The 18,167-nt window shown below is 68.0% G+C and carries 13 protein-coding genes; 2 read left to right on the top strand and 11 right to left on the bottom strand.

Features of this window, described 5'->3' with window-relative positions; translation table 11 throughout:
• Positions 1-360: 360 nt before the first annotated feature.
• From groL to J5T34_RS11305, 7 genes are all read right to left on the bottom strand, one after another.
• The gene (groL, locus tag J5T34_RS11275; RefSeq protein ID WP_174108359.1) at positions 361-2,004 is read right to left on the bottom strand and encodes a chaperonin GroEL; all 1,644 of its coding nucleotides are present in this window, start codon (positions 2,002-2,004) and stop codon (positions 361-363) included.
• A gap of 108 nt (positions 2,005-2,112) precedes the next feature.
• Positions 2,113-2,403, bottom strand: coding sequence for a co-chaperone GroES (groES, locus tag J5T34_RS11280; RefSeq protein ID WP_149316897.1), 291 nt, complete (start codon positions 2,401-2,403; stop codon positions 2,113-2,115).
• A gap of 302 nt (positions 2,404-2,705) precedes the next feature.
• Positions 2,706-3,683: a TIGR03885 family FMN-dependent LLM class oxidoreductase gene (locus J5T34_RS11285; RefSeq protein WP_208579819.1), complete on the bottom strand. Its 978-nt coding sequence runs from the start codon at positions 3,681-3,683 to the stop codon at positions 2,706-2,708.
• Between the two features lie 45 nt (positions 3,684-3,728).
• Entirely contained in the window at positions 3,729-4,115 is a 387-nt protein-coding gene (locus tag J5T34_RS11290) for a sensory rhodopsin transducer (RefSeq protein ID WP_208579820.1), read from the bottom strand.
• A gap of 49 nt (positions 4,116-4,164) precedes the next feature.
• The gene (locus J5T34_RS11295; protein ID WP_208579821.1) at positions 4,165-5,790 is read right to left on the bottom strand and encodes an alpha-amylase family protein; all 1,626 of its coding nucleotides are present in this window, start codon (positions 5,788-5,790) and stop codon (positions 4,165-4,167) included.
• Between the two features lie 94 nt (positions 5,791-5,884).
• Positions 5,885-7,495, bottom strand: coding sequence for an alpha-amylase family glycosyl hydrolase (locus J5T34_RS11300; RefSeq protein ID WP_244258843.1), 1,611 nt, complete (start codon positions 7,493-7,495; stop codon positions 5,885-5,887).
• 216 nt (positions 7,496-7,711) lie between these two features.
• Positions 7,712-8,002 (bottom strand): ArsR family transcriptional regulator, encoded by a 291-nt coding sequence (locus J5T34_RS11305; protein ID WP_174108364.1) that lies wholly within the window; start codon positions 8,000-8,002, stop codon positions 7,712-7,714.
• Between the two features lie 231 nt (positions 8,003-8,233).
• On the opposite strand from J5T34_RS11305, the gene J5T34_RS11310 reads away from it, so the two are divergent.
• Positions 8,234-10,150 (top strand): hypothetical protein, encoded by a 1,917-nt coding sequence (locus J5T34_RS11310; protein ID WP_208579822.1) that lies wholly within the window; start codon positions 8,234-8,236, stop codon positions 10,148-10,150.
• A 94-nt stretch (positions 10,151-10,244) separates the two neighbouring features.
• On the opposite strand, the gene J5T34_RS11315 is transcribed toward J5T34_RS11310, so the two are convergent.
• The 4 genes from J5T34_RS11315 to J5T34_RS11330 form a co-directional block, all read right to left on the bottom strand.
• Positions 10,245-12,503: a molybdopterin cofactor-binding domain-containing protein gene (locus J5T34_RS11315; RefSeq protein ID WP_432207656.1), complete on the bottom strand. Its 2,259-nt coding sequence runs from the start codon at positions 12,501-12,503 to the stop codon at positions 10,245-10,247.
• A gap of 18 nt (positions 12,504-12,521) precedes the next feature.
• Complete coding sequence (locus J5T34_RS11320; RefSeq protein ID WP_208579823.1) at positions 12,522-12,980, bottom strand: (2Fe-2S)-binding protein; 459 nt, start codon at positions 12,978-12,980, stop codon at positions 12,522-12,524.
• Between the two features lie 313 nt (positions 12,981-13,293).
• A complete protein-coding gene (locus tag J5T34_RS11325) occupies positions 13,294-14,427 on the bottom strand; it encodes a hypothetical protein (protein ID WP_208579824.1) in 1,134 nt (377 codons plus the stop codon).
• A gap of 140 nt (positions 14,428-14,567) precedes the next feature.
• Complete coding sequence (locus J5T34_RS11330; RefSeq protein WP_208579825.1) at positions 14,568-14,978, bottom strand: hypothetical protein; 411 nt, start codon at positions 14,976-14,978, stop codon at positions 14,568-14,570.
• Positions 14,979-15,431: 453 nt separating this feature from the next.
• Between J5T34_RS11330 and J5T34_RS11335 the strand changes: the two genes are divergently transcribed.
• On the top strand, positions 15,432-18,167 hold a 2,736-nt coding region (locus J5T34_RS11335; RefSeq protein WP_208579826.1), incomplete at its 3' end, for a diguanylate cyclase.

Genomic DNA, 18,167 nt, shown 5'->3' on the forward strand with positions numbered 1-18,167 from the left:
GCTGCTTCACGGTGGTTTGGCTCCAGGGCAACTTCTTCCTCCCGCTGACTAGGCGGGAAAAGTGTTACCCATGTCCTGGCACACCTGTTACCCATGTCCCCGGTCCATACAGCTTGCGGGAGAGGGGTTGGGGGAGAGGGAGAGGACGCGCGATAGACCGGCCGCGCCGGCATAGCAACCGCCCTATGCCCTCTCCCCCGCCCCTCTCCCGCAAGCGGGAGAGGGGAGAAAATCCGGCACCGCGCCAGCGCGGTCGCTATCCAAAAACAAAAAACCCCCACGGGCTTGCACCCGTGGGGGTTTCGACTGAAGCGATTTCGCGCAGTCTGGGCAGTCGGCCGAAGCCGACGGCCGGCGGGATTACATCATGCCGTCCATGCCGCCCATGCCGCCCATACCGCCCGGCATTGCCGGAGCCGAGTCTTCCTTCGGCGTTTCGGCGATCGCGCAGTCGGTGGTCAGCATCAGCGACGCGACCGAAGCGGCGTTCTGCAGCGCGGTGCGGGTCACCTTGGTCGGGTCCAGCACGCCCATCTCGACCAGGTCGCCGTACTCGCCGCTGGCGGCGTTGTAGCCGAAGTTGCCGTTGCCTTCGATGACCTTGGCCACGACGACCGAGGCTTCCTCGCCGGCGTTCAGCACGATCTGGCGCAGCGGCTCTTCCATCGCGCGCAGCACGATCTTGATGCCGGCGTTCTGGTCGGGGTTCTCGCCGGTCAGGCTCGAGATCGCAGCGCGGGCGCGCAGCAGGGCCACGCCGCCGCCCGGGACGATGCCTTCTTCAACGGCAGCGCGGGTGGCGTGCAGCGCGTCTTCCACGCGTGCCTTCTTTTCCTTCATTTCGACTTCGGTGGCGGCACCGACCTTGATCACCGCAACACCGCCGGCCAGCTTGGCCACGCGCTCTTGCAGCTTCTCGCGGTCGTAGTCCGAGGTCGCTTCCTCGATCTGGGCGCGGATCTGCTTGACGCGGCCTTCGATCGCGGCGGCGTCACCGGCACCGTCGATGATGATGGTGTTTTCCTTGCCGATCTCGACACGCTTGGCTTGACCCAGGTCTTGCAGCGTAGCCTTTTCCAGCGTCAGGCCGACTTCCTCGGCGATCACGGTACCGCCGGTCAGGATGGCGATGTCTTCCAGCATGGCCTTGCGGCGGTCGCCGAAGCCAGGCGCCTTGACGGCGGCGGTCTTCAGGATGCCACGGATGTTGTTGACCACCAGGGTCGCCAGCGCTTCGCCTTCGACGTCTTCGGCGATGATCAGCAGCGGACGGCTCGACTTGGCCACTTGCTCCAGCACCGGCAGCAGGTCGCGGATGTTCGAGATCTTCTTGTCGAACAGCAGCACGAACGGGTTGTCGAGCTGGACGACTTGCTTGTCCGGGTTGTTGATGAAGTACGGCGACAGGTAGCCGCGGTCGAACTGCATGCCCTCGACGACTTCCAGCTCGTCGGCCAGCGACTTGCCGTCTTCGACGGTGATCACGCCTTCCTTGCCGACCTTGTCCATCGCTTCGGCGATCAGCTTGCCGATCACTTCATCGCTGTTGGCCGAGATCGCGCCAACCTGGGCGATTTCCTTGCTGGTCGTGGTCGGCTTGCTCAGCTTCTTGAGCTCTTCGACGGCGGCGCCAACGGCCTTGTCGATGCCGCGCTTCAGGTCCATCGGGTTCATGCCGGCGGCAACGTACTTCATGCCTTCGCGCACGATCGACTGGGCCAGCACCGTCGCGGTGGTGGTACCGTCGCCGGCGTTGTCGCTGGTCTTGGAAGCGACTTCCTTGACCATCTGGGCGCCCATGTTCTGCAGCTTGTCCTTCAGCTCGATTTCCTTGGCGACCGACACGCCGTCCTTGGTCACGGTCGGGCCGCCGAAGCTGCGCTCGAGCACCACGTTGCGGCCCTTCGGACCCAGGGTCACCTTGACCGCGTTGGCCAGGATGTTCACGCCTTCGACCATCTTGTGGCGAGCGCTGTCGCCGAACACTACGTCTTTAGCTGCCATGTTCTAGATCTCCAGAATTCTGTACGGGAAATGTCCCGGGCGCGATCGCCGCAGCGGCGGAACCGGGCGCCCAGGGGGTTCCGGACGCGCGGCGCCCGGACAGCGACATCACTTGTTGATGACCGCCATGATGTCTTCTTCGCGCATGACCAGCAGTTCCTGGCCATCCACCTTCACGCTCTGGCCGGCGTACTTGCCGAACAGCACGCGGTCACCCACCTTGACGTCGAGGGCGATCGAGGCGCCCTTGTCATCCTTCTTGCCCGGGCCGACGGCCAGCACTTCACCCTGATCGGGCTTCTCGGCAGCATTGTCGGGAATCACGATGCCGGAAGCGGTCTTGGTTTCGTTGTCCAGACGCTTGACGATCACGCGGTCGTGCAAAGGACGCAGATTCATACGGACTCCTTAGTACAAGTGAGCATTTATTTGCAAAGTGGCCACCGCGGGAGTGCGGAGGCCCTTGAAATCGGACGCCGGATGCAGGCTACAGCACGCTGTTAGCACTCGCACCCGGCGAGTGCTAATTATAGGGACGGGGTGTCGGGTTTTCAAGACGAGGTCTGAATGCGGGTTTACCCGCACAAAGGAAGGAAAAACGACGCGGCCCCGCGCGGGGCAAGGCCGGACGGGCGTTGTCTCTTATATTGTGTGCCCGGTATTTTTCAGCCGAATGTCGAGCCGGGAGCCGCCCGGCGGGTTCAGACCCCGCCCCGGAGCTGCGGCAGCACCGTCTGCGCGCAGGCGTCGATCCAGGCCTGCTGGTTGCCGCAGACGTTGTGCAGGAACACCGCGTCGGCGCCCATGGCCAGGTCCTCGGCCAGCCAGGCCGCCTGCTGGGCGGCGTCGCAGGAGATGCGGACCGCGCGCTCGATGTCATCCGGGGACACGGTCCGGGCGCGGGCATCGAACTCGGCGGGGGTGGCCAGGTTCGCCGCCGTTTCGCTGTCGAATACATTGGTGCGCCACTGCTCGTAGGCCATGCGGCGCGCCGCCTCGTCGCCCTGGGTCGGATCGGCGTAGGCGATCTTGGCCTGGATATGGACCGGCTTGGCTTCGCCGCCGCCCTCGCGGAAGGCGTCGATGACCGCGCGCATGGTCTCGCGCGGCGCCGAGATCGTGATCAGGCCGTCGGCCCACTGCGCCGCCCAGCGGGCGGTCGGCTCGCTCAGCGCCGCGGCGAAGATCGGCGGCGGACGCTGCGGCAGGGTATAGAGCCGCGCGCGATCGACGGTGATGCTGCCGCGATGGCTCACCTCCTCGCCGCGCCACAGCGCGCGCATCACGTCCACCGATTCGGCCAGCATGGTCTGGCGCTCGGGCTTGGGCGGCCAGGGCCGGCCGGTGATGTGTTCGTTCAGCGCCTCGCCGGTGCCCAGCGCGATCCAGAAGCGGCCGGGAAACATGGCCTCGAGCGTCGCCGCCGCCTGCGCGACCACGGCCGGGTGGTAGCGGCCGAACGGACAGGCCACCACGCCGGCCGGCAGATCGACGGTCGCCATCGCGGCACCGAGCCAGGACCAGGAATGGCCGCTCTCCCCTTGCCGTTCGCTCCAGGGATGGAAGTGGTCGGAGCTGCTGAGCGCGGTAAAGCCCGCCAGCTGCGCGGCGCGCGCATAGCGCAGCAGGTCGCCTGGCGAAAACTGTTCGTGCGAGGCGTGATAGCCGATCAAGGGCATGGCGGACTCCTGGGCGGGGTTGTCATCGGCGCGCGGCCATCGGACTCAGCCGGCCGCGGCCGGGACCGGATAGGCGAGCGTGGTCATCAGCGCCAGCGCGGCCTGGCGCGAATCGAGCCGCGTGTGCTGCACGACGATCGGCACATCGGACTCGAACACGCTGGCGTAGTCGGTGTCTTCGGGGATCGGCTCGGGGTCGCGCAGATCGTTGAAGCGCAGATGCAGCGTGCGGCGGGCCGGCACCGTGACGCGATACGGGCCGACGGGCTCGCGGTCGGCATAGAAGATGGTCACGGTGACATTGGCCGCGGTATCGCCGGTATTGAGCAGGCAGGCCGCCTCGTGGCTGTTCAGTTGCCGGCTGGCGGCCGGGTCGGTCGGCGGCAGATAGCCTTCGGCAATGACCCAGCGCCGTTGTCCGATCGCTTCCATCGCGTTCTCCTTTGTTGTCGATCCGTCAGGGTCCGAATCACGGCCCAAATCATGGCCCGAAGCACGGCCGCTGCCGCAGCCAGCGATAGCCGTAGGCGTGCAGCTTCAGCGTATGCGCCGTCTGCGCCGGCGGATACGGGCCATCGACCAGCATGTCGCGCAGCTCGCCGACGTCGACATCGGCCAGCTTGATCTCGACGTCCTGGCCCGACAGATTGGCGAAGGTGAAGACCACCTGCCCGTCGAGCTCGTGCCGCAGCGCCAGCACCGAGGGACAACCGACCTCCATCACCGTGCATTCGCCATAGCCGATCTCCGGCATGCCGACGCGCGCGCGGATCATCTTGCCGGTCCTGGCCAGCAGCGAATCGTCGCGCAGCAACTGGTCGTAGATATTGACCTTGTCGTAGCGGAACGGGCCCTCGCGGATCACCGGCACTGGCAGCGATTCGGGATCGGCCGGCGAGAAACCGCCATTGATTTCGTCGGACCATTGCATCGCGGTGCGCACCGCGTGGCGTTCCTTCAGCGACAGGTCCTCGCCCATGCCGATCTCCTCGCCATAGCGCAGGATCGGCGTGCCGGGCAGCGAGAACAGCAGCGCATGGACCTGCGCGATGCGGCGCTCGTCGCCATCGAGCATCGGCGGCAGGCGGCGGCGGATGCCGCGGTTGTAGACGCGCATGTCCTCGTCGGGAGCAAAGCGCTGCATCACCTCTTCACGCTCGGCTTCGCTCAGTCGCTCCAGATCGAGCTCGTCGTGGTTGCGCACCCATACCGCGTATTGCGCGCGCTCGGGCGGGTCGGGCTGCTCGCGCAGCGCGCGCTCGATCGGCTCGGCCTGTTCGCGCGCCAGCGCCAGGAACAGGAAGTTGTTCAGGAAGAAGTTCGACACCAGCGTCAGCCGATGCCCCTTGCCGAAGTAGCGCGCGTAGTCTTCGGCCGGCACGTCGACCTCGCCGAGCAGCACCGCGTCGGAGCGGCGCAGCGTCGCGAACGCGCGCAGGTCGTTCAGCAGCCAGAAGCCGTCGTCGCGCGGGTCCGCTTCCTTGGCCCCGTCGATCATGTGCCCCGCCGCATCGATGCGGAATCCCGATACCCCCAGCCGCAGCCAGAACGACATGATTTCCTCGATCTCGGCCCGCACGGCGGGATTGGCGATATTGAGATCGGGCTGGTGCGAATAGAAGGCGTGCCGGTAGTACTGTCCCGCTTCCTCGTCCCAGGTCCAGACGCTGTCCTCGACGGTCGGGAAGATCGGCTTGACGTCGGTCTCCTCCGGCTCGTCGGCCCAGACGTAGTAGTCGCGGTACGGCGAATTGCGGTCGCGCCGCGCCTCCTGGAACCAGCGATGCTGGTCCGACGTGTGGTGCGCCACCAGCTCGACCATCACGCGGATACCGAGCTCCTCGGCCTTCTCCAGCAGCGCGACCATGTCGGCCAGATTGCCGAAGCGCGGATCGACCGCGAGATGGTCGGTGATGTCGTAGCCGCCATCGCGAAACGGCGACTGGTAGAAGGGCGAGAGCCAGATGCATGTCACGCCGAGCCCGCGCAGGTATTCGAGATGCGCCGTCAAACCCTGGAGGTCGCCCCATCCGTCGTTATTGCCGTCGCGAAACATGCCGACGTCGATTTGATAGACGATCGCATTGCGGTACCAGAGCGAACGCATGGGCTCTCCTTCCTGACGATTGAACAGCGACAACGACAGCGACAGCGACAGCGGAAACGACGGCCGCGGAGACCGTGCGCACCGCCCACCTCGGTTACGGCCGCAGCGGCTCCAGCAGGACGCCCTGCTCCGGCTGCAGCATGCCGTCGAAACGGCGGTCCGCACCTTCCGGCAGGCTGTCGATCGCGACGCGCCAGTCGCCGTCGAGATCGAGCGGCAGCGGCCGCTCCGCGAAGTTGATGCAGACCACGCGCTCGTCTTCGCCATGCCGGCGCCGATAGGCCAGCACCTCGGGCGGCGACGGCAGTTCTTCCCAGTTGCCCAGCCGCAGCGCCGCACTGGCGCGGCGCGCGGCGATCAGGTTGCGGTACAGATGAAGCATCGACGCGGGCTGCGACCATTGCGACTGCACCGACAGCGTGGCGGCCTCGGGCGGAAAAGGCAGCCACGTGCGCGCCCCGCGCCAGCCATGCGGCGGCGCGAAGTCCCACGGGATGGGTCCGCGCGGACCGTCGCGTCCGCCCGGATCGACCCGCTGGCCGGGGTCGACTACCACGTCCTCCAGCCCCAGTTCCTCGCCCTGGAAGATGAACGGCGTGCCGCGCAGCGTCAGCAGCATCACCGCGGCGGCGCGCGCGCGGCGCATCGAGCCGCCGTAGCGGGTGCGATGGCGCTCGTTGTCGTGATTGGACAGGACCCAGGTCGGCCATGCCTCGGCCGGCTGCAGCAGCGCATCGACCTCGCGGATGCAGGTGCGGAACACCACCGGGTCCCACGGCGCGTCGAGCGGCGGGAAATTGAACGACATATGCAGTTCGTCGCCGGCGCCGTAGTACTGCACCACGGTGGCCGTCGAACGGATGTTGACCTCGCCGACCAGCACGCGGTCGCCCGGATAGCTGTCGACCAGCTTGCGGATGCCGCGCAGCACCTCGTGGCTGTAGGGATCGTCGTTGAAGTCGGCCAGCGGCTCGCCGGCCAGGCAACGCGGATGATCGGCGAAGGTCGGGTCCTTGCCGGTGCAATGCGCGACGTCGATGCGAAAGCCGTCGACGCCGCGATCGAGCCAGAAGCGCAGCACGCCGTGCATGGCGTGCACGACCTCCGGGTTGCGCCAGTTCAGGTCCGGCTGCTGCGGCAGGAACAGGTGCAGGTAGTACTGGCCGGTGGCCTCGTCCCAGGTCCAGGCGCTGCCGGCGCCGAGCGCCGCGCGCCAGTCGTTGGGCTGGTCGCGCCAGATGTACCAGTCGCGCTTCGGGTTGTCGCGCGACGAACGCGATTCGATGAACCACGGATGCCGATCCGACGTATGGTTCGGCACGAAGTCGAGCAGCACGCGCAGACCGCGCGCATGCGCCTCGCCGATCAGCCGGTCGGCATCGGCCAGCGAGCCGAACACCGGATCGACATCGCAGTAATCGCTGATGTCGTAGCCTGCATCGGCCATCGGCGACCGATAGATCGGCGAGATCCAGATCGTGTCGGCGCCCAGCGCACGCACATGGTCCAGCCGCTCGATGATGCCGGCCAGATCGCCGACGCCGTCGCCATCCGCATCGGCGAAGGAGCGCGGGTAGATCTGATAGACCACGGCGCTCTTCCACCAGAACGAGGTGTCGCGCGTGGCTTCGACGGTCTGCGCGGGATCGGGCGGGGTACCGGGCATGGCCCCGGCCGGTGCGGTGGCACGGACGTTCACATTCATAAGCACGCTTGCGATGACGGTTGTCATCCGGCCGTCGATGCAGCTTCCATGCCTGTTTGACGGCATCTGCCGTGTCGTCCGAAGCTCAAGCGATATGGACGCGCCGGCCTCGCGAGTCGATGCGCAAATCCTGCGCGGGCGCGGTAATTTTTTCCGACGGGGATTCGGTGGGACCTTCGGTGGGTCCGTTTGGGAGGCGGAAAGGAGGTCAGGAGATCAGGACAACAGCCCCGAGTCCTCGATATACCCAAGGGCCTGCCGAATTTCGCGGCGTGCCTTCAGGCTGTAGCAGACCTGCCTGTCCTGCACGGTCAGCGCCACGATGTCGGCCTGCAGCAGTTCCTGGAAGATCCGCCCCGCCCGGCGCAGCGTCAGACCCGCGGCGGCGGCCAGATCGGCCGCCGGCACGCAGACGTCGCCGGCCTCCAGCAGCGCGCGGCAGATGTCGGCACGCGCCGGATCGGTCAGCAAGGCATAGCTCAAGGTGGCTTCCTGCTTCGGGTCCATGTCCGTACATTAGGCGCCACATCACACATTGGCAAGCCGCGTTCGGGGGATGACACACGCAGCCTTTGTGCTAGCCTGTGCGCCGCCGGCGCGCTGGGCAATATCGTCAGCGCATCGCCGGCGTACAGGCGCACCATAGCCACACCAGAACCACACACGAGAACGGGTCGGCATCGGGCCGGCGTCCCGCGAGGGGCGCGCCGCATCGATGCCTTGGACGGGAGAAGGGAAATGAAGCAGGGCAACACAGCGCGCACCGCGCTGCGGGCGCTGGCGGCCATCGCGGTCGGCACGCTGGCGGCTTGCGGCGGCGATGGCGACAACGGCCACGACGGCAACGGCAATACCGGCACGCCACCGCCGCCCGCCACGCCGGCAACCTATTCGCTGACGGTACAGCCCCATCTGGGTACGGTCTCGCATGGCCTGGTGACGATCCTGGGGCTGGCCGCCGGCAAGGGCGTGGTCGCGTCGGGCACGATCTCGTCCCCCGGGCCGACCGGGCAGATCACGCTGACCATTGCGGAGGCCGACTGCGGGCCGGGCCTGATCACGGTCAGCGGCGGCTCTTCCGGGCAGTTCTTCGACGAGGCCACCGGCCAGCAGCAGCCGCTGCGCGCCACCGACCAGATCCGGGCGCTGGTGCCCGACATCTGCAAGGTCCAAGGGTCGAAATCGGTGAGCCTGCTCGACGAATTGCTGTTGCATCTGCCGTTGCAGCAGAACCTTGCGCTCCAGCAGAACATGGAAGCGGCAAAGAACGCGGTGGCCGAAGAAGCGGCCCGGCTGCGCGAGGAAATGGCGGCCATCATCGGCAACATGCAGGACGAGGGCGAGCAGGCCATCGCCAACGCGCTGCTGCTGCCGCGCGACTATGCGCGGGTCGTTCCCACGCCGATCTCGCAGCCGCTATCCGGCAATTCGGCGCTGCCGTCCGATACGGCCGGCGTCGTCGCGGCGACGCTGCACGCGCTGCGCGAACGCCAGCATGCGACCGCTACTGGGCTGGCGTCGATGTCGGACAACAGCTTTGCAAACTACGCCGCCTGGATGGCGAAGGCCATCGCGGAGAGCCGACCGACCGGGCACGAAGTTGCAGCCACCGTCAGCGATTGGGCAAAGGGGTATGTCAAGGCGGCCGTCGAGGCACGCATCGACGCGCGCACCGCCGCGGACGCGATGAATGTGGGGGCCGTCGCCGATCGCGCCACGGTCCTGATGCAGACCCATATGCAGGCCCCTCCCGACGTGAACGCCCGCGCGCAGCAGATCGCCGGGCAAGCACCCGTCGCCAGCGAAGACCTGACCGCGACCCCGCGGGCCGCTGCGCTGCCGCTGCTGCTGCGCGCCGAAACACCGGAGCGGCTGGACGAGGCGCGGCGGAACGGCACGGTCACCTACGCCTGCGGCGCGGGCGAACCCACGCACGGCGAGGTCAAGATCGCCTATGAGGACGCCACGCCCAACGGCGTGCTGGACCACGGCGACATCCTCACGCTCGACTATCGGCAGTGCCTGACGCGCGAGCCGCTGTCGGGCCTGGCGCTGGCGCGCTCGGGCCGGATGACGGTGACCTATTTCGCCGGAGAACCCGGCGTCTTCGGCGCCAGCGGTCAGGTGCAGTTCGACATCGCGCTGTCGAGCCCGGAGGCGACCGGCTCGCAACCGCTGCTGCAGGCCAACGGCATGTGGACCGACTGGCTGGCGTTCGGCGATCCGGCCAGCGCCGCCGGGCCGCTGCTGGCGGGCACCACGCCGCTGGTGCGCATCGACAGCCAGTACTTCATGATGACGCGGCCCGGCAGCAGCGCCACCACGATGACGCAGGGCATGCAGGTGCGGCTCGATGCCGGCAGCGACTTCGGCTCGGGCTCGGGCACGGGCAAGGCGGCGCTGAAGCTGCGGGGCATGAGCCAGGGCGTCGAGATCGACTCGCCGCAGCCGTTGGTCTTCGAAGATGCGGCCGCGGGGCAGCGGGCTGTGTCGGGCTCGATCTCGCTGACGCGCCATACGCCGGTTGCACGCCAGGGCGCACTGTCTGCCCACGAGTCCGGCCTGATCCGCGTCGCGCTGCCGGGCCCGGACGGCGCGCAAGCGATGCGGCTGATGTCGATGCCGCGTCTGATGGCGCATTACCTGGCGCTGTAACGCAAGGCATCGAACGTCCGCAGTCAATGTCGCCAAACGAAAGCGGCCGGCCCTCCCCAGGGCCAGCCGCTTTTTATCTGCGCGGCGCCGTCGCCTACGCCATCACGAACGGCAACTGCCGCTGGCGCTTGCCGGTCAGCTTGAACACCGCGTTGGCGACGGCCGGCGCAATCACCGGTACGCCGGGCTCGCCGAGCCCGGTGGGCGGATCGTCGGACGGCACGAAGTGCACCTCGACCGGCGGCGCGTCGTTGATGCGTACCGGCGGGAAGTCGCCGAAGTTGCTGTTCTTGACCGCGCCGTTCTCGATCTCGATGGCAAAGCCGGGCCGGATCATCGCCAGGCCGAATACGCAGCCTCCCTCGATCTGCGCGCGCGCCGACAGCGGGTTGATCACGCGATTGGCATGCACGCCCGCGGTCACGCGGTGCACGTGCGGCTGCCCGTTCTGCAGCGAGACCTCGACCACATAGGCCACCGCCGAATCGAACGACTGGTGTACCGCGACGCCCCAGGCGCGGCCCGCCGGCAGTTTGCGCTTGCCGTAGCCGGACTTCTCTACCGCCAGCTGCAGCGCCGCGCGCTGGCGCGCGCCCTTGACCGGATCGAGCTGCGCGAGCCGGTAGGCGGCCGGGTCCTGTCTGGCCACCGTCGCCAGTTCGTCGATCAGCGTCTCCTTGACGAAGGCGGTGTGCGTATGGCCCACCGAGCGCCACCACAGCACCGGCACCTGCACCTTCGGGTGATGCACCGACAGCCGCAGCGGGAAGCCATAGTCGTGGTCGACGATGCCTTCGGTCATGGTGTGGTCGACGCCGTCCTTGACCAGGAAGGCCTCGAACGGCGAGCCCATCACCAGCGACTGGCCGACGATGGCGTGCTCCCAGCCCAGCACCTTGCCCTGCGCATCGACGCCGATGCGGGCGCGGTGCAGATGCAGCGGCCGGTAGTAGCCGCCGCGGATATCGTCCTCGCGGCTCCAGATGACCTTGACCGGCTCGCGATGGCCCCTGGCGACCCAGGCGCGCATCACCTGTGCGGCCTCGACCAGATAGTCCGCGCTCGGCACCGCGCGACGGCCGAAGCCGCCGCCGGCCATCATCGTCACGATCGAGATCTGCTCGGGCGGCAGGCCGAAGGTCTTGGCCAGCGCGCCGTGGTCGACGGTCTGGAACTGCGTGCCGGCCCAGACCTTGACGCGGGCCGGCTTGTCGCCGGCCACCTCGGCCTGCATCGTACAGTTCAGCGGTTCCATCGGCGCGTGCGCCAGATACGGGAAGCGGTACTCCGCCTCGATGGTGCGCGCGGCGCCCGACAGATCGAAGGCATCGGCACGCGGCGTCTTGCCGGGCTGGCGTGCCAGCTTCGCGTATTCCTCGTACAGCGCCGCGCTCGAAGCTGTCGAGCCGCTGTCGTCCCATTCGACCTGCAGCGCATCGCGCCCCTGCTTGGCCGGCCAGTAGCCGTTGGCGACCACGGCGACGCCGGTGCCGCCGCCATCGGTCGGCACCTCCAGCACCTCGGCCACGCCCTTGACCGCACGCGCCGCGTCGGCATTGAAGCGGCGCACCTTGCCGCCAAAGCGCGGGGGCCGCGCGACCACGGCCACCATCAGGTTGTCGAGCTGCGTATCGATGCCGAAGCCGACCGAACCGTCGAGCTTGCCGCGCGTGTCCAGCCGCGGCGTCGGCTTGCCGATCAGCGTGAAGCGCGACGGATCCTTCAGCGTGACCTGCTGCGGCACCGGCATCTCCATCGCGGCCGGCGCCAGCTCGCCATAGGTCGCGCGGCGATTGCCGGCAATGACCACCCCCTGCGCGGTGGTGCAGGCCGACGGATCGACCTGCCACCGCTGCGCGGCAGCGGCCACCAGCATCGCGCGGGCCCGGGCACCGAGTTCGCGATACTGCTGGTACGAGTGCTTGACCGCTGTCGAGCCGCCGGTCATCTGGATCCCCATCGCGGGATCCTTGTACGGATCGCCGGCCGGCGCGAGCACCGCGCGCACGTTGCGCCAGTCGACGTCGAGCTCCTCGGCCAGCGCCATCGGCAGCGCGGTGTGCACGCCCTGGCCGAACTCGAGTCGATTGACCGCGATGGTCACGGTGTTGTCGGGCGCGATCACGATAAAGGCCTGCGGCGCGGCGGCCGGACCCTTTGCCACGGGCGCCGCGGCTGGTTCGGCCGCCGCCGCGGTCAGCGGTGCGATGCCCAGCGCCAGTCCGCCGCCGGCCATGCCGGTCAGCTTCAGGAACGTGCGCCGGTCGATGCCGGCGCGCGGCACGTCATGGGCGTCATCGGCGGCGCCGCCGGATAGCGCGGCAAGCCGCGCCCCAAGTCGTTGCATTTGCATGGTGTCTCCCCGAGGCAATCAGCCCAGCGTGCGGGCCGCGTCCTTGATGGCGGCGCGGATGCGCTGATACGTGCCGCAGCGGCACAGATTGCCCGCCATCGCCTGGTCGATATCGGCGTCGGTCGGCTTGCGCTTGTTGCGCAGCAGCCCGATCGCGCTCATCACCTGCCCGTTCTGGCAGTAGCCGCACTGCGACACATCGTTCTTGACCCAGGCATCGAGCACCGCGCGGCCGACCTTGTCGGTGCCGGCGCCTTCGATCGTCGTGATACGCGCGCCCTGCAGCGCGGAGATCGGCGTCACGCAGGCGCGGATCGGCTGGCCGTTCATGTGCACCGTGCAGGCGCCGCAAGCCGCAATGCCGCAGCCGAACTTGGTGCCGGTCATCTGCAGCTGATCGCGCAGCGCCCACAGCAGCGGCGTGCTCGGATCGGCGTCGACCTGCATCGGCTTGCCGTTGATTTCCAGCGTCGTCATGGGGATCGTTCCTTGTCTTGCCGCCCCCTTGCCGGTCCGCCTGCAGCGCGCGCGACGACAGGGGACGGAATGCCGGGGCGCGCGAAAACGAGGCAAGCATAGTGCAAAGTCGCGCGGTTGTTTGTCCCCGGATCGTTGCCGTCACGTTGCCGTCAGTGCGGCGCAAGGTTGATGTCAGCCTGGTGTCAGATTGGGGGTTCGGCCGGCCAACGCCGCTGGGCCCCCGCCTGCGAAGCCTTCGTGCGTGCGATGGCCGGGTCAACCCCCTGCAGCTGGCAGGGCATGTACGGATGCGCGAGGGCTATTGCGCGAACTAGGGAGCATCCGCCAGGTTCCGAACCCAGGCGCCAAAGTTCTCGTTCTCAAAATCGTACGAACCACGAGGCGACTTTGACACGACGCCCTTCTCATCGAGGCGTGCGAGCGCCTTCTGCACGTGCGCAGCGCCAAGGACCTCGATCCCAAGTTGCTCCCTGAAGGCTGCGAGCAGCGAGCGTGCGAAAGGCTTAACGGCTGGGTTGTTCGCGAACTCCGCTACCAGAAGACGTTCCAGGGCGGTCAGGTTAGCCCACGTAGCCTCGTGATTCTCGGCCAGCGCCAGCTTCTCCAGTTGCAGGGCGACCGCCTTGGCGAAGCTCATCTTCGGCTGCATCATGAGCGTCACGGCGACTTCGAGCAGCGGCTCGGGACGCTGATGGAACTGCTTGAACGCTGCCTTTGCCTTTTTCAGATCGAGTGTGCGGCCCGTGGAGGCGGCAAACTGCTTAGCAACGAACTCCACAAAATCATCGTCCAACAGCGGAAAGTCCTGCAGCGGGTGGCCGGCCGAGTACAGCGGAGCCCGTGCATCGGTAAAGACGTGAGCGAGTTGGGTGCGGGACGAGCCGGTGAACACAACGCGGAGCCGTTTGTTGTATTTGGTCAGGGCCGTGCGCAGGGCACGCGCCAGATCCTCGCCCTCTTCACTGCGCCCCAGAGACTGGGCCTCGTCGATCAGCAACAGAACCTGGCTATCGTTTGTCAGGCGGCCAAGCAGGTCATCCAGTCGCAGCGCCATGTCGACGGCCAGCCGCCCCTTCTCGTCGCCCAACTCGATCGTCCCTTCGACCGATCCGGCGCCGACGGATGCCTTCCCCTTGATGGACTTGATCGAAGGCGATAGTTTCGCCTTCAGCCTGCCGGCGAACGTCCTCGACGTCTTGGCATTCTCCAGGGCGTGCAATAGTGCGGCACCCGGAGTCTGCCTGGTCTGCCAGAGATCCACATAAACGACTAGGTAGCCGTCCTTCTCCGCGGCCGGGGTCAAGTCATGTCGCAGGAACACGGTCTTCCCCGTGCGCCGTGGCGCGAAGATGGTCAACGAGGCAAGGATTCCCGCGTTCAGCGCCGCAAGGTATGACCGGGCGAGTTGAGGCCGAGGAAAGTGCCAGAGGTCCGTGAGCTTCATGGCATTACACCGAATTATACATGTTTAGTATAATTATACCCACACTGGATAATTATGGATAATTCCGGGACCGGGGCATGAAAAAAAGAAACCGCCCGCATCGGCGGGCGGCGTGTGGAAGGCGCGCAGGCGCCGGGCGCTCAGGCCATCGCGCTGCGCTGTGCCGGCGAGCGGCGCAGGCCCACCCACTGCAGGCAGGCGAACAGCAGCACGCCCCAGGCCTGCAGCAGCACGAAGGCGCTGCCCAGCCAGGTCGGCGACAGCCAGCCAGTGCCCAGCAGCAGCATGCAGTCGACGGCCCACAGCGCGTTGCAGACGATCACGGCCATCACCACGGCGCGCGGCATCGGCGAGCGGGTCGACAGGAAGCCGACGATGGCGGCGTAGGGCAGCAGCGCCAGTCCGGCATAGCGCAGCCAGGGCGCCGGAATGGCGAACCAGCTCGACAGCACGGCGGCGTCGAGCACCATCAGCAGGCCCATCAGGCCGCTGACGACGGCGTCGGCGAGCAGGACATGGCGCAGCAGGCGGGTCGGTTGGACGGTTTGCATGGTCGATCTCCGTAGGGGTAAAGGAAAGGGGAAGGAATCAGGGAAGGCGGTGGCGATGGCTCCATCATCGTCAACGCCCGCGCGAAATGCGATGACCTGCGAGGTAATCGCCGCCATACCGCCCTCCTGCCTCCGCCTCCTGCCCCCGCCTCCTGCCTCCGACCCTACCTCCGAACCTTCCGCCCGCCCCTACCTCAAAACGGCGCCCAACGCCATCCCCAAATACGGCCCGACTTCGCGCCTGATCGGCGCCTGACCGGCATCGGCCCGACGCTATAGTGGCCCGATGCTGCCGGACCCGCGTCCGGCATGACCCCCTCGCTGCCCGGCACGGCGCCGCATGGCAGGGGGCACCGTTTGCCGCGCACCTTGCCTCCGACCTTGCCCCGCTCCGCGTTCCCGCTCCGCGTTCCCGCACCGCCGGCACCACGCCATGCGCCACCACACGTACCCATGACGTCCGATCCGGAAGCTCCGTCCCTGCCCGCCCTGCCCCGCTGGCAGCGCGTCTCGCTTGCCGCCGCGCTGTTCTTCCTGCTGGCGATCGCCGGCATCGCGCTGACGCGCTATCCGGGCAACGCCGCCATCGTCTGGCTGGCCACCGCGTTCGGCGCCGGCGTGACGCTGCACCAGCCGCCGCGCGAGCGCGTCTGGATGCTGGCCGGCATGCTGCTGGCGGGCGTTGCCGCCAACGCGATGTTCGGCGACCCCTGGTGGCTGGCACTGGTGCTGGCCGCTTCCAATGTCGCGGAGATCGTGTTCGCGACGTGGCTCGCGCCGGCCATCAGCGGCGGCGTCGGCCGGGCCAGTGCGGTGCCGCTGGCGCGCTTCGCGCTGATGATGGGCGCGACCTGCACGCTCGCGCCGACGATCGGCGCCACCGTCGGCGCCGTGGCGATTTCGAGCGCCTATGGCGGGCCGCTCGGCCACATCTGGTCGACCTGGTGGAGCGCCGACGCGATCGGCATGCTGATGCTGGTGCCGCTGTCGGTCACCTACTCGCGCGAACGGTTGCGCGATACCTTCCGCCGCACGCGTCTGCCGCGCGTGGTGGGTCTGCTGCTGTTGACCACCGCGGTGGGCGGCCTGTCGGTGCTGCAGACGCACGACCCTTTCGGCGCGCTGTCGCTGCCGCTGGTGGTCGCCGCGTTGTTCACCAATCCCTTCGCCACCTCGCTGCTGACGCTGCTGTCGATGCTGGTCACGGTGATGCTGGGACTGGCCGCTGCGCAGGCCGGGCTGGTCGACGCGCCGGCCTTCCTGACGCACGCGATGAAGCTGTCGACCAGCCTGATCCTGGTGTTCCCGGTCTGCATCGCCTATCTGAGCGAACAGAATCGGCGCGACCGCAGCGAGCTGCGCGGCAGCGAACGGCGCTTTCGGCAGGCGATGCAGCATTCGGCGATCGGCATGGCGCTGGTCAGCCTCGATGGCCGCTGGCAGCAGGTCAACCGCGCGCTGTGCGAGCTGCTCGGCTACAGCGCCGCCGAGCTGAACCGCATTCCGTTCCAGCACATCACGCATGCCGACGACCTGGGCGCCGATCTGCGGCAGCTCGAACGGCTGGTTGCCGGCGAGATCGACAGCTACCGGATGGAGAAGCGCTATCGGCGCAAGGACGGCCGCGATATCTGGACGCTGCTGGCGGTCTCGCTGGTGCGCGACGAAGCCGACGGGGCGCCGCTGCATTTCATCGCGCAGATCGAGGACATCCACGAACACAAGGTCGCGCAGCAGCAGCTGCAGGCGCTGTCGCGGCGCACCGAGCTGGCGGTCGAGGCCGGCCGCGTCGGCATCTGGGAATGGGACATCGCCGCCGGCACGCTGTCGTGGGACCACCGCATGCACGCGCTGCACGGCACCGCGGCCGACGACGGCGCGCCGGACCTCGACGGCTGGATCGCGATGGTGCATCCCGACGACGTCGCGCGCGCCCGTCACGAGATGCGCCAGGCGGTCAAGGGCACGCGGCCCTTCGATACCGAATACCGGATCCTGCGGCCCGACGGCGAGGTGCGGCATATCCGCGCGATGGCGACGGTGTCGCGCGCCGACGACGGCACGGCGCTGTCGATGGTCGGCACCAACTGGGACATCACCGAGCACCATCGGCTGACCGAGGCGCTGTTCGAAGAGAAGGAGCGGCTGCATATCACGCTGCGCTCGATCGGCGACGCGGTGATCTGCACCGACGCCTCGCTGCGCATCACCTTCATCAATCCGATCGCCGAACAGCTGACCGGCTGGACCATGGCCGAGGCCGATGGACGGCCGCTGGCCACGGTCTTTCACGTGGTCGACGAGACCACCGGTCAGCCGATTGCCTGCCCGGTCGCCAAATGCCTGCAGACGCTGCGGCCGGTCTATCTCGAAGACGGCGCGGTGCTGATCGGCCGCCATGGCGAGCGCCACGACGTGCAGGACTCCGCCGCGCCGGTGCTGACGCCACGCGGCGACGTGATCGGCGCGGTGCTGGTGTTCCAGGACATCACCGCAGCCCGCGCGCTCCAGCGCAAGCTGGCGCATTCGGCGATGCACGATGCGCTGACCGGACTGCCCAACCGCATCTGGTTCGAGCAGCGGCTGCGCGAGGCCTGCGAGTCGGCGCGCGAGTTCGATCAGCACCATGCGCTGTGCTTCATCGACCTGGACCGCTTCAAGATCGTCAACGATACCGCCGGGCATGCCGCCGGCGACGTGCTGTTGCGCGAGCTGGGCCACGTGATCCGCAGCCAGGTGCGGGCGGGCGATCTGCTGGCGCGCCTGGGCGGCGACGAATTCGCGCTGCTGCTGCGCAATTGTTCGGTGGACCAGGGCGAGCGCGTCTGCCTGAAGGTCATCGACGCGATCCGCGCCCGGCGCTTCCCCTGGGAAGGCCGCGTCTACGATGTCGGCGCCAGCGTCGGCATCACTGCGATCGACAGCGAGGCGCCGCCGCTGGGCGAGCTGATGAGCCGCGCCGACGTGGCTTGCTACGCCGCCAAGGCGGCGGGCCGCAACCGCGTCTCGGTCTATCGCCGCGACGAGAGCGATGCGCGCCGCCATCATCGCGAGCTGCAGGTCGCGGCGGGCATCCATTCGGCGCTCGAGGCCAACCGCTTCCGGCTGTTCGCGCAGGAGATCCGCGCGCTGGCCCCGGAGCGTTCGTCGCCGTCGTCCACGCCTGCTGCCTTGCCGCCCTGCCCGCCC

This window comes from Cupriavidus gilardii (assembly GCF_017598945.1).
GTDB lineage: Bacteria > Pseudomonadota > Gammaproteobacteria > Burkholderiales > Burkholderiaceae > Cupriavidus > Cupriavidus gilardii_E.

What these genes read in the sequence shown, in the direction of transcription:
- groES (WP_149316897.1), bottom strand. Translation starts at nt 2,403, where the DNA reads ATGAATCTGCGTCCTTTGCACGACCGCGTGATCGTCAAGCGTCTGGAC.
- J5T34_RS11320 (WP_208579823.1), bottom strand. Translation starts at nt 12,980, where the DNA reads ATGACGACGCTGGAAATCAACGGCAAGCCGATGCAGGTCGACGCCGAT.
- J5T34_RS11330 (WP_208579825.1), bottom strand. Translation starts at nt 14,978, where the DNA reads ATGCAAACCGTCCAACCGACCCGCCTGCTGCGCCATGTCCTGCTCGCC.
- J5T34_RS11305 (WP_174108364.1), bottom strand. Translation starts at nt 8,002, where the DNA reads ATGGACCCGAAGCAGGAAGCCACCTTGAGCTATGCCTTGCTGACCGAT.
- J5T34_RS11315 (WP_432207656.1), bottom strand. Translation starts at nt 12,503, where the DNA reads ATGCAAATGCAACGACTTGGGGCGCGGCTTGCCGCGCTATCCGGCGGC.
- J5T34_RS11295 (WP_208579821.1), bottom strand. Translation starts at nt 5,790, where the DNA reads ATGCGTTCGCTCTGGTACCGCAATGCGATCGTCTATCAAATCGACGTC.
- J5T34_RS11300 (WP_244258843.1), bottom strand. Translation starts at nt 7,495, where the DNA reads ATGAATGTGAACGTCCGTGCCACCGCACCGGCCGGGGCCATGCCCGGT.
- groL (WP_174108359.1), bottom strand. Translation starts at nt 2,004, where the DNA reads ATGGCAGCTAAAGACGTAGTGTTCGGCGACAGCGCTCGCCACAAGATG.
- J5T34_RS11310 (WP_208579822.1), top strand. Translation starts at nt 8,234, where the DNA reads ATGAAGCAGGGCAACACAGCGCGCACCGCGCTGCGGGCGCTGGCGGCC.
- J5T34_RS11325 (WP_208579824.1), bottom strand. Translation starts at nt 14,427, where the DNA reads ATGAAGCTCACGGACCTCTGGCACTTTCCTCGGCCTCAACTCGCCCGG.
- J5T34_RS11290 (WP_208579820.1), bottom strand. Translation starts at nt 4,115, where the DNA reads ATGGAAGCGATCGGACAACGGCGCTGGGTCATTGCCGAAGGCTATCTG.
- J5T34_RS11285 (WP_208579819.1), bottom strand. Translation starts at nt 3,683, where the DNA reads ATGCCCTTGATCGGCTATCACGCCTCGCACGAACAGTTTTCGCCAGGC.